The organism is Streptomyces endocoffeicus (assembly GCF_016741935.1).
In the GTDB taxonomy this organism is placed as follows: domain Bacteria; phylum Actinomycetota; class Actinomycetes; order Streptomycetales; family Streptomycetaceae; genus Streptomyces; species Streptomyces endocoffeicus.
Genome location: NZ_JAERRG010000004.1, coordinates 386480 through 403100, shown reverse-complemented (window position 1 = coordinate 403100; position 16621 = coordinate 386480). Strand labels below are relative to the sequence as shown.

Genomic DNA, 16621 nt, shown 5'->3' with positions numbered 1-16621 from the left:
GTAACCGAAGGACCACAGCCGGACAGCACAACCGGTCGCCGAGCCAGACAGGCCGACGCCCGCTCCAGGGAAGGACCCTTCGTGAGCGACACCACCGATCTGATGGGCGTGAACGCCTCCGGCACCTCCGACAGCGGTGTCGGCAACAACGCGCCCGCCACGGACGCTTCCGCGCCCGCCAACGGTGCTGCCACTGGCGCTGCCCCGCGGCGACGCCGCTCGGGCACCGGCCTCGACGCCATGGTCCTGGCCGAGCTTCAGCAGCTCGCCTCGAGCCTTGGCATCAAGGGCACCGCGCGGATGCGCAAAGGCCAGCTGATCGAGGTCATCAAGGACAAGCAGGCCGCGGGCTCCGGCTCCGCCCAGGGCTCCGAGAGCACTCCGTCCGACGCGGAGGGAGAGACCAAGCCGAAGCGCCGCACCACCTCCCGGGCCCGTACGGGCGACGACGCCGAGGAGAAGACCGGCGCCAAGTCCTCGAAGTCCGCCGGGAAGGCGGAGAAGGCCGACAAGGCCGACGCCGAGGAGAAGGCCGCCGCGCAGGGGCAGATCGAGATCCCCGGCCAGCCCGGTGAGCCCGCCGGCGATGAGCAGCCGGCCGGTGACCGCCGCCGTCGCCGGGCCACCGCGCCCGCCGCCACCCCCGACTCCGGGGGCACGGCCACCGCTGTCGAGACCAAGACGGAGGCGCGCAGCGACGTCTCCGCGAAGACCGAGGCCAGGACCGAGCCCAAGGGCGACGGGAAGGCCGAGGCAGCCGCCGACACCGCCGAGGGCAAGGGCGCCAGGGGCGGTGACCGCCAGGAGCGCGGTCAGAAGGGCGACCGCCGGGACCGCCAGGACCGCCAGCGCGACCGCGGCGACCGCGGCGACCGCCGTGGCAAGGGCGAGGACGGCCAGCAGGGCGGCGGCCGTCAGCAGCGCGACGGGCGCGGCCAGAGCCAGCAGCGCGCCGACGAGGCCGACGACGACTTCGACGGCGGGCGCCGCGGGCGCCGCGGCCGCTACCGCGACCGCCGTGGCCGCCGTGGCCGTGACGACTTCGGCAATGAGCCGCAGGTGTCCGATGACGATGTGCTGATCCCCGTCGCGGGCATCCTCGACATCCTCGACAACTACGCGTTCATCCGGACCTCCGGCTACCTCCCGGGCCCGAACGACGTGTATGTCTCGCTCGCCCAGGTGCGCAAGAACGGTCTGCGCAAGGGCGACCATGTCACCGGCGCGGTCCGTCAGCCGCGCGAGGGCGAGCGCCGCGAGAAGTTCAACGCGCTGGTGCGGCTGGACTCGGTGAACGGCATGGCGCCCGAAACCGGGCGCGGGCGGCCGGACTTCGGCAAGCTGACGCCGCTTTACCCGCAGGACCGGCTGCGTCTGGAGACCGAGGCCGGCGGGCTGACGACCCGGATCATCGACCTGGTCGCGCCGATCGGCAAGGGCCAGCGCGGTCTGATCGTGGCCCCGCCGAAGACCGGTAAGACCATGATCATGCAGGCGATCGCCAACGCGATCACCCGCAACAGCCCCGAGTGCCATCTGATGGTCGTCCTCGTCGACGAGCGGCCGGAAGAGGTCACCGACATGCAGCGGTCGGTCAAGGGCGAGGTCATCTCCTCGACCTTCGACCGCCCGGCCGAGGACCACACCACCGTCGCGGAGCTGGCGATCGAGCGGGCCAAGCGCCTGGTCGAGCTGGGCCATGACGTGGTCGTCCTGCTGGACTCGATCACCCGCCTGGGCCGTGCGTACAACCTGGCGGCGCCCGCCTCCGGCCGCATCCTGTCCGGTGGTGTCGACTCGACCGCGCTCTACCCGCCGAAGAAGTTCTTCGGCGCCGCGCGCAACATCGAGGACGGCGGCTCGCTGACCATCCTGGCCACCGCGCTGGTCGAGACCGGCTCGCGGATGGACGAGGTGATCTTCGAGGAGTTCAAGGGCACCGGCAACATGGAGCTGCGGCTCGACCGGAAGCTCTCGGACAAGCGCATCTTCCCGGCGGTGGACGTGGACGCGTCCAGCACCCGTAAGGAAGAGATCCTGCTGGCGCCGGAGGAGCTGAACATCGTCTGGAAGCTGCGCCGGGTGCTCCACGCGCTCGACTCCCAGCAGGCGATCGAGCTGCTGCTGGACAAGATGAAGCAGACGAAGTCGAACGCCGAGTTCCTGATGCAGATCGCCAAGACCACGCCCACCCCGGGCAACAACGGCGACTGACCGGACACCCGCCGGAACGCTCGGTAAACGAGGCCCCCCGCACCGCGGGGGGCCTCGTTTGCGTTTCATGAGAGGTGAGCCACAGCCGAAGAGCGGGCCACGGACCGGTTCTGATCATGTTATCGCCCGCGAAAGTGCAGGTCAGAGCGGTAAGGCGGACGAAGGGGACGAACGGTACGCCCGGCGGCCCGCGCGAAAACCGGCCATCGCACATATGCAACCCTGGCGCACGGCCTTCCATCTGTCAGGTCGGAATACGGGGCCGGAACACAGGCTGACTCCACCGCGAAACGCGACGCCACGCCTGACCGTGACGGCAGGGGGTACTCGGGCACCACAAAGAGGACTGAGGAGCACATGGCCGAGGACAGCAACAACGCACCGGGGAGCGCGGGCCGCCACCGTGCCCGCGGCACGACGTCGGGACGGCGTCGCAAGGGGCCCAGCACGCGCCGTAGGGCCGTGCTCTACACGGTGTGGACGCTGGCCGCCGTGCTGGTGCTCGGCGGTGCCGGACTCGGCTACCTCTACTACAAGCTGAACGGGAACCTCACCGGCGTCGACGTCAACGCCGCCCTCGGCGCCGACCGCCCCGAGAACGTCGACAACGGCTCGATGGACATCCTCGTCCTCGGCTCCGACTCCCGGGCCGGCAAGAACGCCAAGTACGGCACGGACGAGGGCACCTCGCGCTCCGACACGGCGATGATCGTCCACGTCTACAAGGGCCACAAGAAGGCCAGCGTCATCAGCATCCCGCGCGACACCCTCATAGAGCGGCCGTCCTGCACCACGAAGGGCGGGCAGGAGACGCCCGCCGTGCGGGCGGCCATGTTCAACAGCGCCTACGAGGCCGGCGGTCCGGCCTGCACCATCAAGACCATCGAGTCCATGACGGGCATACGCATGGACCACTTCCTCGAGGTCGACTTCTCCGGCTTCAAGCAGCTGATAGACGACCTCGGCGGCGTCAACATCACCACCACCGCCCCGATCCACGACCCCAAGAGCCACCTCGACCTGGAGGCCGGCCCGCACACCCTGGACGGGGAGCAGTCGCTGGGCCTGGTGCGCACCCGGCACGGTGTGGGCGACGGCAGCGACCTCGGCCGGATCAAGCTCCAGCAGGCGTTCGTCAAGGCGCTGCTGGACCAGGTCAAGCACGTGGACCTGTTCGGCAACCCGAAGAAGCTGTACGACCTCGCGGACACCTCCACCAAGGCCCTCACCACCGACTCCGAGCTGGCCTCGGTGAGCAAGCTGAAGGGCTTCGCCGAGTCCCTGAAGGGCATCGGCTCGGGCAACATGAAGATGACCACGCTGCCCGTCGAGTACGACCCGCAGAACCCGGCCCGGGTGCTGCCCATGGAGCGCAAGGCCAAGCTGATATGGACCGCGCTCCGCGATGACCAGCCGGTTCCCGCCTCCGCCACCAAGGGCTCCGCGGGCGATGCCACCAGCGCGGGCAAGGTCGTCAAATAGGGTCGTCCAGGGTCGAACGGGGCTGTCCGAGGGCGTTCCGACAGCCTCCCGGGCGGGCCGGGAATATCCGGGCCCGCCCCCCGGTTTTGGGGGATGCGGCCAGTACTGGCAAACTGGATCGTCGGTCCCGGTTCACGACAGGCAACCCGCCCGTCGACCCGGTGCCCTCCCGAACCTAGGAGATTCCCTTGAAGCGCGAGATCCACCCGGAGTACGTCGAGACGCAGGTCAGCTGCACCTGTGGCGCGTCCTTCACCACCCGTAGCACCGTGAGCGGCGGCACCATCCGCGCCGACATCTGCTCCGAGTGCCACCCGTTCTACACGGGCAAGCAGAAGATCCTCGACACCGGTGGCCGTGTGGCGCGGTTCGAGGCCCGCTTCGGCAAGAACGCCGGGTCCGCCAAGAAGTAGCGACCCGCACGGCGCCGGTCTTCGGTCGCCCCTTCCCTGGGGCGACCGGACCGGCGTTTTGTCGTCACCGGCCCTCCGGCACTTTCCGCAACGCCACCACGCAGACCATTCAGGGAGCCCTCCGATGTTCGAGGCGGTCGAGGAACTCATCGGCGAACATGCCGACCTCGAGAAGCGGCTCGCCGACCCCGCGGTCCACGCCGACCAGCGGGAGGCGCGGCGGCTCAACAAGCGCTATGCCGAGCTGACCCCGGTGGTCACGGTCTATCGCGCCTGGAAGCAGGCCGGGGACGACATCGAGACCGCCCGCGAGCTGGCCCAGGACGACCCCGACTTCGCGGCCGAGGTCAAGGAGCTGGAGCAGAGCCGCGAACAGCTCACCGACCGGCTGCGGCTGCTGCTCGTCCCCCGCGACCCGAGCGACGACAAGGACGTCATCCTGGAGGTCAAGGCCGGGGAGGGCGGCGAGGAGTCCGCGCTGTTCGCCGGCGACCTGCTGCGGATGTATCTGCGGTACGCCGAACGGATCGGCTGGAAGGCCGAGATCATCGACTCCAACGGATCCGACCTCGGCGGCTACAAGGACGTCCAGGTGGCGATCAAGACCAGGGGCACCATCGAGCCCGGCCAGGGCGTCTGGGCCCGGCTGAAGTACGAGGGCGGGGTGCACCGGGTGCAGCGGGTGCCCGCCACCGAGTCCCAGGGCCGTATCCACACCTCCGCGGCCGGTGTGCTGGTCACGCCCGAGGCCGAGGAGGTCGAGGTCGAGATCGGCCCCAACGATCTGCGGATCGACGTCTACCGCTCCTCAGGACCCGGCGGCCAGTCGGTCAACACCACCGACTCCGCGGTGCGCATCACCCACCTGCCCACCGGCATCGTCGTCTCCTGCCAGAACGAGAAGAGCCAGCTCCAGAACAAGGAGCAGGCGCTGCGCATCCTGCGCTCGCGGCTGCTGGCCGCGGCCCAGGAGGAGGCCGAGCGGGAGGCGTCGGACGCGCGGCGCAGCCAGGTCCGCACCGTCGACCGGTCCGAGCGCATCCGTACGTACAACTTCCCGGAAAACCGGATCTCGGACCATCGTGTCGGTTTCAAGGCGTACAACTTGGACCAGGTGCTCGACGGTGAACTCGATCCGGTCATCCAGGCGTGCGTCGACGCCGACGCGGCCGCCAAACTGGCGGCCGCGGGCTGAGCCACCCACTGATCAACGCTTCGTGCCCTTGTCCGGACCGGCTGGAGGAATTCAGTGAACGTGCTGCTCGCCGAGGTGGCGCAGGCCACTCAGCGGCTGGCCGACGCGGGCGTGCCCTCACCGCGCTTCGACGCGGAGGAGCTCGCCGCCTTTGTGCACAGCGTCAAGCGGGGAGAGCTGCACGGCGTGCCCGACGCCGACTTCGACGCCCGCTACTGGGAGGCGGTGGCCCGCCGGGAGGCCCGCGAGCCCCTTCAGCACATCACCGGCCGCGCCTTCTTCCGCTATCTCGAGCTCCAGGTCGGACCGGGGGTCTTCGTGCCCCGGCCGGAGACCGAGTCGGTGGTCGGCTGGGCGATAGACGCGGTGCGCGCCATGGACGTCGTCGAACCGCTCATCGTCGATCTGTGCTCCGGTTCCGGGGCCATCGCGCTCGCGCTCGCCCAGGAGGTGCCGCGCTCCCGGGTGCACGCCGTGGAGCTGGACGAGGGCGCCCTGCGCTGGGCCCGCAAGAACGTCGAGGGGTCCCGCGTCGTTCTCCATCACGCGGACGCGTTGGCGGCCCTGCCCGAGCTCGACGGGCAGGTGGACCTCGTCATCAGCAACCCGCCGTACATCCCGCTGACCGAGTGGGAGTACGTGGCGCCGGAGGCCCGCGATCACGACCCCCAACTCGCGCTCTTCTCCGGTGAGGACGGCCTCGATGTCATCCGTGGCCTGGAGCGCACCGCCCACCGGCTGCTGCGCCCCGGGGGCGTGGTGGTCATCGAGCACGCAGACACCCAGGGCGGCCAGGTGCCGTGGATCTTCACGGAGGAGCGTGGCTGGGCGGACGCCGCCGACCACCCCGACCTGAACAACCGGCCCCGGTTCGCCACCGCGCGGAAGGCCATGCCGTGACGGCGGCACCGCACCACACATTGGCCACGTACGAGGAGGTCGGTTAAATGGCACGGCGATACGACTGCGGGGACGCGACAGACCGCAAGACCGGCCTGCGTGAGGCCGCCTCCGCCGTCCGCCGCGGCGAACTGGTCGTGCTGCCCACCGACACCGTCTACGGGATCGGCGCGGACGCCTTCAACGCCGAGGCGGTCGGCGATCTGCTCGAGGCCAAGGGCCGCGGCCGCAACATGCCCACACCGGTGCTGGTCGGCTCGCCGAACACCCTGCACGGACTGGTCACCGACTTCTCCGAGATGGCCTGGGAACTGGTGGACGCCTTCTGGCCCGGTGCGCTCACCCTCGTCGCCCGGCACCAGCCGTCGCTCACCTGGGACCTGGGGGAGACCCGGGGCACGGTCGCGGTCCGGATGCCGCTGCACCCGGTGGCCATCGAGCTGCTGACGGACTTCGGCCCGATGGCGGTCTCCAGCGCCAATCTCACCGGACACCCCTCACCGCAGGACTGCGACGCCGCCCAGGACATGCTGGGGGACTCGGTCTCGGTGTACCTCGACGGCGGGCCGACCCCGGCCGCCGTGCCCTCCTCGATCGTCGATGTGACCGGCAAGGTGCCGGTGCTGCTCCGGGCGGGCGCGCTCACCGCCGAGCAGCTCCGGGAGGTCGTACCCGACCTCGAGGTGGCCAATTGACAGCCCCTGAGGGGCGTGGCATAGCGGAACACCGTGAGAAGAACGCCGAGGCCACCTTCCGCATCCTCCACGTCAGCACCGGCAATGTGTGCCGCTCGCCGATCACCGAGCGGCTGACCCGGCATGCGCTCGACCACCGCCTCGGAAGTGTCCGCACCCGCGGTCTGATCGTGGAGTCCGCCGGCACCTGGGGCCATGAGGGCGCGCCCATGGAGGCGCACGCCGCGACGGTCCTGACCGACTTCGGGGCCGACCCGGCGGGCTTCCTCGGCCGTGAGCTGCTGGACGAGCACGTCATCCGCGCCGACCTGGTGCTGACCGCCACCCGCGACCACCGGGCGCAGGTGATCTCGATGGGGCACTCGGCGGGGCTGCGCACCTTCACGCTCAAGGAGTTCACCCGGCTGGTGCGGGCCATAGACCCCGCGACGCTGCCCGACCCGGCGGAGGCGGGCGGCGTGGTGGAGCGCGCCCGCGCCCTGGTGCAGGCGGCGGCCGCGCTGCGCGGCTGGCTGCTGGCGCCCAACGAGGACGCGGACGAGGTGCACGATCCGTACGGGGCGCCGATCACCTTCTTCCGCTCCATCGGGGACGAGATCAACCAGGCCCTGGACCCGGTCGTCACGGCGCTGACGGGGGTTCCCGCCCCCGCGTAAGGCCCCTCGGGGACCCGGGGGCGCGCCGTAAGGGGGCCCGCACGGGCCGCACGGCGCGCCGTACGGCGTCGCGAGGCCTACATTGGGGGTGACCACGTAAGCGTCGACCCGCCGTCCCCTCCGAAGGCTGTGAGCACGCCATGGCCGTCACCCCCTGGGGCCCCGATTTCGCAAGCCTCGCCCGCCAGGACCCGGAGCTGGCGGGAATCATCCTGAGCGAGATCGACCGCGTCTCCGGCGGACTCCAGCTGATCGCGGCCGAGAACTACACCTCGCCGGCCGTGCTGGCGGCGCTCGCCTCACCACTGGCCAACAAGTACGCCGAGGGGTATCCCGGCGCCCGCCACCACGGCGGCTGCGAGATCGTGGACATCGCCGAGCGGGTGGCCCAGGACCGGGCGAAGGCGCTGTTCGGCGCCGAGCACGCCAATGTGCAGCCGCATTCGGGGTCCTCCGCGGTGCTGGCCGCCTACGCCGCGCTGCTGCGGCCCGGGGACACGGTGCTGGCGATGGCGCTGCCGCACGGCGGTCATCTCACCCATGGCTCACCCGCCAATTTCTCCGGCCGCTGGTTCGACTTCATCGGCTACGGCGTCGATCCGGCGACCGGGCTGATCGACTACGAGCAGCTGCGCGGGCTCGCCCACGCCCACCGCCCGAAGGCGATCGTCTGCGGGTCGATCTCCTATCCCCGCCATCTGGACTACGCCGCCTTCCGTGCCGTCGCCGACGAGGTGGGCGCGTATCTCATCGCCGACGCCGCCCATTCGATCGGCCTGGTCGCGGGGAAGGCGGCGCCGTCCCCGGTGCCGTACGCGGACGTGGTGTGCGCAACGACACACAAGGTGCTGCGCGGGCCGCGCGGCGGAATGCTGCTGTGCGGTGCGGAGCTCGCCGAGCGGGTGGACCGGGCGGTGTTCCCGTTCACCCAGGGCGGGGCCCAGATGCACACCGTGGCGGCCAAGGCGGTGGCGTTCGGCGAGGCCGCGGCGCCCGCCTTCACCGCCTATGCGCGGCGGGTGGTGGCCAATGCCCGGGTGCTGGCGGACGCGCTGGCCGGGGAGGGTCTGGCGGTCACCACGGGCGGCACCGACACCCATATGATCACCGCCGATCCGGCCCCGCTGGGCCTGGACGGACGGGCCGCGAAGGGCCGCTGCGCGGCCGCCGGGATCGTGCTGGACACCTGCGCGCTGGCGTCCGCCACCGAGCCCCGGGGATGCGTCAAGGGGCTGCGTCTTGGCACCGCCGCGGTGACCACCCAGGGAATGGGAGCTCCGGAAATGGAGCGCATAGCCAATCTCATGGGAACCGTGTTGCGGGACGAGGGCGTGGTACGGGAAAAGGTGGCGGATCTGGCCGGGAGATTTCCGCCCTATCCGGACGACGGCCGAATCATGCAACCATCCGAAGGTGTAGGACGTCTGTAAGTACGTTCACCGCGAGGCGTCGGACACGCATAGGGTGTGGGGCTGTGATGGCCAGCGATACCTCTGGGGCAGCCTGTGCGTGAATACCTGCTGACTCTGTGCATCACGGCCGCGGTCACCTATCTGCTGACCGGGCCGGTGCGGAAATTCGCCATCGCGGCCGGTGCGATGCCCGAGATCCGCGCCCGTGATGTGCACCGTGAGCCCACGCCGCGGCTCGGCGGCATCGCCATGTTCGGCGGGCTGTGCGCGGGGCTGCTGGTCGCCGCCCACCTGACCAACCTCAAGGACGTCTTCGCGGTCTCCAACGAGCCACGGGCGCTGCTGTCCGGCGCCGGGCTGATCTGGCTGCTCGGGGTGCTGGACGACAAGTGGGGCGTGGACGCGCTGATCAAGCTGGGCGGCCAGATGATCGCCGCCGGTGTGATGGTGCTCCAGGGTCTGACCATCCTGTGGCTTCCGGTGCCCGGTGTGGGACCGGTCTCGCTGACGCCCTGGCAGGGCACGCTGCTCACCGTCGCGCTGGTCGTCATCACCATCAACGCGGTCAACTTCGTTGACGGGCTCGATGGTTTGGCGTCCGGGATGGTGTGCATCGCCGCCGCGGCGTTCTTCATGTACGCGTACCGCATCTGGTACGGCTACGGCCTGGAGGCGGCCGCGCCCGCCACCCTGTTCGCCGCCGTCCTCATGGGCATGTGCCTGGGCTTCCTGCCGCACAACGCCCACCCCGCGCGGATCTTCATGGGCGACTCGGGCTCGATGCTGATCGGGCTGGTGCTGGCGGCGGGCGCCATCTCCATCACCGGCCAGGTGGACCCGGACGCGATGAAGCTGTTCGAGGGGTCCGAGCAGGCCGCGGTGCACGCCACCGTCCCGGTCTACATCCCGCTGCTGCTGCCGCTGACCGTCATCGCGGTGCCCTTCGCCGACCTGGTGCTGGCGATCGTCCGGCGCACCTGGCGGGGCCAGTCGCCGTTCGCCGCCGACCGTGGCCATCTGCACCACCGGCTGCTGGAGATCGGCCACTCGCACAGCCGGGCCGTCCTGATCATGTACTTCTGGTCGGCGCTGATCGCCTTCGGCGCCGTGGCGTACTCGGTGAACTCGGCCGGTGTGTGGTTCGTGCTGGCGATCGTGGCGCTGAGCGGGGTCGGGCTGTTGCTGTTGCTGCTGCCGCGGTTCACCCCGCGCGTTCCGCGCTGGGCGGAGGCGTTCGTTCCGCCGCGTTACCGCCGCGCCAACCGGATCGCCAGGGCCGAGCGGGGTGCCGAACCGGCCGCGGAGCCCGTGGCGGCCACGGCCGGTGCCGGGTCCGCCGCCTCGGAGTCGGAGTCGGGGTCGGGGTCGGAGCCGGCCAAGCCCGAGCCGGTGGGCTCCGGGATGAACGGCGGGGCGAGCAGCGGGGTGAAGGGTGTGAACGGCGCCACCGCGATCGGCGACCGGTCCCGCTTCACCCACCGCCGGCGCATCGGAACACCCCAGTAATCTCCCCAGTCATCGCCGCGATGTCCTCAGCCATCGCCGCGGCCAAAGGGTCCGGCGATACCGATGAAGATCACAGGGCGGCGTCAGCACGGTACACATCTCATAACTCTCCCGTGTGACGTGCAGCACACTCGGTGGGTAAAGACCTCATCAAATAGTTTGTGATACCGTTCACTAAACCCGGTGCTTAGACCCGAGGGGCCGTAGGGCGACGGCTCTTCCTCGTGAGGTCCTCTCTGTTCCCGGGGATACGCTCGTCCACGACGAATCGTTGCTTCCGACACTTGCCGGAGAAACCCTTCATGCAGTCCAACGACGCCAGAACGCTCCTGAGTTGCGCCGTGCCCACAGCCATCGCCGGTGTGGTCGCCGTCGCCGTCGGTTCTGTGCTCGCAGGTGGCAAGGGAGCGATCGGCGCGGGCTTCGGCACATGCGTCGCCGCGGTGGTGATGGCTTCCGGGCTGATCGTGCTGGAGCGCACGGCGAAGCACCTGCCCCATCTGTTCCAGGCCATGGGCATGGTGCTCTTCATGGCCGAGTTCCTGCTGGTGGCGGTCGTGCTCGCGGTGTTCCAGGACACCACGATGTTCAACGTCAAGGCGTTCGCCCTCGCACTGCTCGCCGCGACCCTGGTGTGGGTCGGCGCACAGACCCGTGCGCACATGAAGGCCAAGATCCTCTATGTGGAGCCGGAAGCCGAGGACGAACGCAAGCCCGGGGGGGCGAAGAAGTCCGCTCCCGCCGGGTCCACGCCGTGAGCAGTAGGGCCGGGATAAGAGCATGTGCGCTCACCTGCTATCGTCCGGTGCCATCTGAGGCACAGCGGGCGCAGGTAGCTGAACCCCCGGAATCCACGGGACGGAATCGGCGGCCCATGCAGCTGATGCCCGACATACCACTCGGCCACGCGCCGATCAGCCGCCCCCACATTCGTAAGACCAGTCCAGTGCCGTTCCGTGGCCGCGTGCCGCGCCGACACAACGAGGTTGCCGTACCCATGCGCCACGCTGAAGGAGTCTCGCGGTGAGTTCTGACCAGACGCTCGCCTTCGAGACGAACTGCCACATCTTCGACGGGTGCGGCTTCCCGGCACCCGGACTCCATTCGTTCAAGTTCGAGCCGCTGTTCTCGGTCGGCGGATTCGACTTCAACAAGCCGATGCTGCTCGCGCTGGTGGGCACCGTCGTCATTGTCTGGTTCTTCTGGGCCGCGTTCGGCCGGGCCAAGGTGGTCCCCGGCAAGCTGCAGATGGTCGGCGAGGCCGGTTACGACTTCGTGCGCCGCGGGCTGGTCTACGAGGCCCTCGGGAAGAAGGAGGGCGAGAAGTACGTCCCTCTCATGGTCTCGCTGTTCTTCTTCGTGTGGATCATGAACCTGTGGTCGATCATTCCGGTCGCCCAGTTCCCGGTGACGTCGATCATCGCCTTCCCGGCCGGTCTCGCCGCCATCGTCTACGTCCTCTGGATGTACCTGACCTTCAAGAAGCACGGCTTCGTCGGCGGCTGGAAGAACATCACCGGCTACGACAAGGAGCTCGGCGCGATCCTGCCGATGATCGTCGTGATCGAGTTCTTCTCGAACGTGATCATCCGGCCCTTCACCCACGCGGTCCGGCTCTTCGCCAACATGTTCGCCGGCCACCTGCTGCTGCTGATGTTCACCATCGGCTCCTGGTACCTGCTGAACGGCATCGGGATCGCCTACGCGGGCGCGTCCTTCGTGATGACGATTCTGCTGACCGCCTTCGAGCTCTTCATCCAGGCTGTCCAGGCGTACGTCTTCGTGCTCTTGGCCTGCAACTACGTTCAGGGCGCGCTCGCCGAGCACCACTGAGCGCACCTGCCTCCCAGACCATCAGACGTCCGGTGGACAACCCCCACCGGCCCATGAAACGCAAAGGAAGAACCGGCATGTCCGCTCTCCAGACCCTCGCCGCCGACGGCGTCACCGGCAACCTCGGCTCGATCGGTTACGGTCTCGCCGCCATCGGCCCCGGCGTCGGCGTCGGCATCATCTTCGGTAACGGCACCCAGGCCCTCGCCCGTCAGCCCGAGGCGGCCGGCCTGATCCGCGCCAACCAGATCATGGGCTTCGCCTTCTGTGAGGCGCTCGCGCTGATCGGTATCGTCATGGGCTTCCTTTTCAAGTCCTGAACGGACCGCTTTAACCACGACAGACGGAAGGCACTGATGTGAACGCCCTGGTACAGGTGGCGGCTGAGGAGAGTGAGAACCCCCTCATCCCGCCGATCCCGGAGCTGGTCATCGGCCTGATCGCCTTTGCCATCGTCTTCATCTTCCTCGCCAAGAAGCTCCTCCCGAACATCAACCGGGTTCTGGAGGAGCGCCGCGAGGCGATCGAGGGCGGCATGGAGAAGGCCGAGGCCACTCAGGCCGAAGCCCAGCAGGTCCTCGAGGACTACCGAGCCCAGCTCGCCGACGCCCGTCACGAGGCCGCGCGACTGCGCCAGGAGGCGCAGGAGCAGGGCGCCGCGCTCATCGCCGAGATGCGCGCGGAGGGCCAGCGGCAGCGTGAGGAGATCATCGCGGCCGGTCACTCGCAGATCGAGGCCGATCGCAAGCAGGCCGCTCAGACCCTGCGCCAGGACGTGGGCAGGCTCGCCACCGACCTGGCCGGCCGGATCGTCGGTGAGTCGCTCGAGGACGTGGCCCGGCAGAGCCGCACCATCGACCGGTTCCTCGACGAGCTCGAGGCGAAGGCGACCGATGGCTCGAAGGCCGAGGCCGGCCGATGAACGGAGCGAGCCGGGAGGCACTGGCAGCCGCGCGCGAGCGCTTCGACGCCCTGACGGACAACACCGCCGTCGACGCGACGAAGCTCGCCGATGAGCTGGCCGCCGTCACCGCGCTGCTCGACCGCGAGGTCTCACTGCGCCGGGTCCTCACCGACCCGGCGCAGCCCGGCGAGGCCAAGGCCGAGCTGGCCGCGCGGGTGCTGGGCGGGCAGGTCGGCGGCGAGGCCATCGACCTGGTCTCCGGCCTGGTCCGGGCCCGCTGGTCGCGCTCGCGCGACCTGGTGGACTCGCTCGAGGAGCTGACCAGTGCCGCCGACCTGGTCGCGGCCGAGCGGGCCGGCACCCTCGACGATGTGGAGGACGAGCTGTTCCGGTTCGGCCGGATCGTCTCCTCCTCGTCCGAGCTGCGCGGCGCGCTCACCGACCGGCGCGCGAGCGTCTCCGCCAAGTCCGGGCTGGTCGGCGAGCTGCTCGGCGGCCGGGCCGACCAGCGGACCGAGCGGCTGGTGATCCGTCTGGTGACCCATCCGCGGGGTCGTAGCCTGGAGGCGGGTCTCGACGAGCTGTCCAAGCTGGCGGCGGCGCGCCGGGACCGTACGGTCGCGATCGTCACCTCCGCGGTGCCGCTCAGCGACCGGCAGAAGCAGCGGCTCGGTGACGCACTGGGGAAGCTGTACGGACGGAAGATGCACCTGAACCTCGACGTGGACCCCGAGGTCCTGGGCGGGATCTCGGTGCGCATCGGCGACGAGGTCATCAACGGGACCATCGCGGACCGCCTCGAAGGGGCGACCCGGCGGATGGCCGGCTGACTGAAGCCACCAACTCAACAAGCATGTAAGCGGCCCGAGTTGGGCCGTAGTCAAACACTTCGGGCCCAACAAGGAGAGCAGGGAACCCAGATGGCGGAGCTCACGATCCGGCCGGAGGAGATCCGGGACGCGCTGGAGAACTTTGTCCAGGCGTACAAGCCGGACGCGGCCTCGCGCGAGGAGGTCGGGACGGTCAGCGTTGCCGGCGACGGCATCGCGAAGGTCGAGGGTCTGCCCTCGACCATGGCGAACGAACTGCTGAAGTTCGAAGACGGCACCCTCGGCCTCGCCCTCAACCTCGAGGAGCGCGAGATCGGTGCGGTCGTCCTCGGTGAGTTCAGTGGCATCGAGGAGGGTCAGCAGGTGCACCGCACCGGCGAGGTCCTCTCGGTCGCCGTCGGCGAGGGCTACCTCGGCCGCGTGGTCGACCCGCTGGGTGCCCCGATCGACGGCCTCGGCGAGATCGAGACCGACGGCCGCCGCGCCCTCGAGCTGCAGGCCCCCACGGTCATGCAGCGCAAGTCGGTGCACGAGCCGATGGAGACCGGCTACAAGGCCGTCGACGCGATGACCCCGATCGGCCGCGGCCAGCGTCAGCTGGTCATCGGTGACCGGCAGACCGGCAAGACCGCGCTGTGCGTCGACACGATCATCAACCAGCGCGACAACTGGCGCTCCGGCGACCCGAAGAAGCAGGTCCGCTGCATCTACGTCGCCATCGGTCAGAAGGGCTCCACCATCGCGTCCGTGCGCGGCGCGCTGGAGGAGGCCGGTGCCCTGGAGTACACGACGATCGTCGCCGCCCCGGCGTCCGACCCGGCGGGCTTCAAGTACCTGGCGCCCTACACCGGCTCGGCCATCGGCCAGCACTGGATGTACCAGGGCAAGCACGTCCTGATCGTCTTCGATGACCTGTCCAAGCAGGCCGACGCCTACCGCGCGGTGTCCCTGCTGCTGCGCCGCCCGCCGGGCCGTGAGGCCTACCCGGGTGATGTCTTCTACCTGCACTCCCGGCTGCTGGAGCGCTGCGCCAAGCTCTCCGACGACATGGGCTCCGGTTCGATGACCGGTCTGCCGATCGTCGAGACCAAGGCCAACGACGTGTCGGCGTTCATCCCGACCAACGTCATCTCCATCACCGACGGCCAGTGCTTCCTGGAGTCGGACCTGTTCAACGCCAACCAGCGGCCGGCCCTCAACGTCGGTATCTCGGTCTCCCGAGTCGGTGGTTCCGCGCAGCACAGGGCGATGCGCCAGGTCTCCGGCCGGCTCCGGGTGGACCTCGCCCAGTACCGTGAGCTGGAGGCGTTCGCCGCCTTCGGTTCCGACCTGGACGCGGCCTCGAAGGCGTCGCTGGAGCGCGGTGCGCGCATGGTCGAGCTGCTGAAGCAGGGCCAGTACGCCCCGTACTCCACCGAGGACGAGATCGTCTCCATCTGGTCCGGCACCAACGGCAAGATGGACGATGTGCCGGTCGGGGACGTCCGCCGCTTCGAGCGTGAGCTGCTGGACTACCTGCACCGTGAGCACAAGGGGCTGCTGACCAGCATCGTCGAGGGCGGCAAGATGTCCGACGACACGATCGCGGCGCTGGGCGAGGCCGTCGACAGCTTCAAGAAGCAGTTCGAGACCTCGGACGGCAAGCTGCTGGGCGAGGGCTGAGTATGGGTGCCCAGGCCAAGGTCTACAAGAGGCGGATCAAGTCCGTCTCCGCGACCAAGAAGATCACCAAGGCGATGGAGATGATCGCCGCCTCGCGCGTCGTCAAGGCGCAGCGTCGCGTGGCCGCGTCGACTCCGTACGCCACCGAGCTCACCCGGGCGGTGGGCGCGGTCGCCAAGGGCTCCACCACCCAGCACGCGCTGACCACGGAGAGCGAGAACCCGACCCGCGCCGCGGTGCTGCTCATCACGAGCGACCGGGGTCTGGCGGGCGGCTACTCGTCCAACGTGATCAAGGCGGCCGAGGAGCTCACCGAGCGGCTCACCCGTGAGGGCAAGGAGGTCGACGCGTACATCGTCGGCCGCAAGGGCGTGGCGTACTACTCCTTCCGTGAGCGCAAGGTCACGGAGTCGTGGGGTGGCTTCACCGACAGCCCCACCTACGCGGACGCCAAGAAGATCGCGGGCCCGCTGATCGAGGCCGTCCTCAAGGACACGGCCGAGGGCGGCGTGGACGAGCTGCACATCGTCTTCACCGAGTTCGTCTCGATGCTGACGCAGACCCCGGTCCAGGACCGGCTGCTGCCGCTCAGCCTCCAGGGGACGGCGGAGGAGCAGGAGAAGAAGGGCGAGATCCTCCCGCTCTTCGACTTCGAGCCGTCGGCCGAGGACGTCCTGGACGCCCTGCTGCCCCGGTATGTCGAGGCCCGTATCTACAACGCCCTGCTCCAGGCCGCCGCCTCCAAGCACGCGGCCACCCGGCGGGCGATGAAGTCGGCGACCGACAATGCCGATGAACTCATCAAGTCGCTCACGCGGCTTGCCAACGCGGCCCGCCAGGCCGACATCACCCAGGAAATCAGCGAGATCGTCGGTGGCGCGAGCGCTCTGGCCGACGCCTCCGCGGGGAGTGACTGACA

16 protein-coding genes are annotated in these 16621 nt (G+C 69.5%); all 16 read left to right on the top strand.

The annotated features are described in order from the left end of the window. The first annotated feature begins 81 nt into the window (after positions 1-81). On the top strand, positions 82-2214 hold the full coding sequence (rho, locus tag JK364_RS14330) for a transcription termination factor Rho (protein ID WP_201851297.1): 2133 nt from the start codon (positions 82-84) through the stop codon (positions 2212-2214). 357 nt (positions 2215-2571) lie between these two features. Beyond that, positions 2572-3696, top strand: coding sequence for an LCP family protein (locus JK364_RS14325; protein ID WP_201851295.1), 1125 nt, complete (start codon positions 2572-2574; stop codon positions 3694-3696). Between the two features lie 188 nt (positions 3697-3884). Next, a complete protein-coding gene (rpmE, locus tag JK364_RS14320; RefSeq protein ID WP_201851294.1) occupies positions 3885-4109 on the top strand; it encodes a 50S ribosomal protein L31 in 225 nt (74 codons plus the stop codon). 124 nt (positions 4110-4233) lie between these two features. Beyond that, positions 4234-5304 (top strand): peptide chain release factor 1, encoded by a 1071-nt coding sequence (gene prfA / locus JK364_RS14315; protein WP_201851292.1) that lies wholly within the window; start codon positions 4234-4236, stop codon positions 5302-5304. A gap of 54 nt (positions 5305-5358) precedes the next feature. Then, positions 5359-6204, top strand: a complete 846-nt coding sequence (gene prmC / locus JK364_RS14310) for a peptide chain release factor N(5)-glutamine methyltransferase (protein WP_201851290.1) — start codon at positions 5359-5361, stop codon at positions 6202-6204. A 47-nt stretch (positions 6205-6251) separates the two neighbouring features. Beyond that, the gene (locus JK364_RS14305) at positions 6252-6899 is read left to right on the top strand and encodes an L-threonylcarbamoyladenylate synthase (protein ID WP_014054918.1); all 648 of its coding nucleotides are present in this window, start codon (positions 6252-6254) and stop codon (positions 6897-6899) included. Then, a complete protein-coding gene (locus tag JK364_RS14300; protein ID WP_201851288.1) occupies positions 6896-7555 on the top strand; it encodes an arsenate reductase/protein-tyrosine-phosphatase family protein in 660 nt (219 codons plus the stop codon). The genes JK364_RS14305 and JK364_RS14300 overlap by 4 nt, the downstream gene beginning before the upstream one ends. A 140-nt stretch (positions 7556-7695) precedes the next feature. Next, the gene (glyA, locus tag JK364_RS14295; protein ID WP_201851286.1) at positions 7696-8985 is read left to right on the top strand and encodes a serine hydroxymethyltransferase; all 1290 of its coding nucleotides are present in this window, start codon (positions 7696-7698) and stop codon (positions 8983-8985) included. Between the two features lie 75 nt (positions 8986-9060). Next, entirely contained in the window at positions 9061-10473 is a 1413-nt protein-coding gene (locus JK364_RS14290) for an MraY family glycosyltransferase (RefSeq protein WP_307841271.1), read from the top strand. A 302-nt stretch (positions 10474-10775) separates the two neighbouring features. Next, positions 10776-11231: a Cg1360 family ATP-synthase-associated protein gene (locus JK364_RS14285; protein ID WP_201851284.1), complete on the top strand. Its 456-nt coding sequence runs from the start codon at positions 10776-10778 to the stop codon at positions 11229-11231. Positions 11232-11496: 265 nt separating this feature from the next. Beyond that, positions 11497-12306, top strand: coding sequence for a F0F1 ATP synthase subunit A (gene atpB, locus JK364_RS14280; RefSeq protein ID WP_201851282.1), 810 nt, complete (start codon positions 11497-11499; stop codon positions 12304-12306). A gap of 77 nt (positions 12307-12383) precedes the next feature. After that, positions 12384-12626, top strand: coding sequence for an ATP synthase F0 subunit C (gene atpE, locus JK364_RS14275; protein WP_020868408.1), 243 nt, complete (start codon positions 12384-12386; stop codon positions 12624-12626). A 38-nt stretch (positions 12627-12664) separates the two neighbouring features. Next, on the top strand, positions 12665-13228 hold the full coding sequence (locus JK364_RS14270; protein ID WP_037951034.1) for a F0F1 ATP synthase subunit B: 564 nt from the start codon (positions 12665-12667) through the stop codon (positions 13226-13228). Continuing rightward, positions 13225-14040: a F0F1 ATP synthase subunit delta gene (locus tag JK364_RS14265; protein WP_201851281.1), complete on the top strand. Its 816-nt coding sequence runs from the start codon at positions 13225-13227 to the stop codon at positions 14038-14040. Before JK364_RS14270 ends, JK364_RS14265 begins: the two co-directional genes overlap by 4 nt. Before the next feature lie 90 nt (positions 14041-14130). Further along, positions 14131-15702 carry a F0F1 ATP synthase subunit alpha gene (gene atpA / locus JK364_RS14260; protein ID WP_201851279.1) on the top strand — a complete coding sequence of 524 codons (1572 nt, stop codon included), beginning with the start codon at positions 14131-14133 and terminating at the stop codon, positions 15700-15702. Between the two features lie 2 nt (positions 15703-15704). After that, on the top strand, positions 15705-16619 hold the full coding sequence (locus tag JK364_RS14255; RefSeq protein ID WP_201851276.1) for a F0F1 ATP synthase subunit gamma: 915 nt from the start codon (positions 15705-15707) through the stop codon (positions 16617-16619). Positions 16620-16621: the final 2 nt, after the last annotated feature.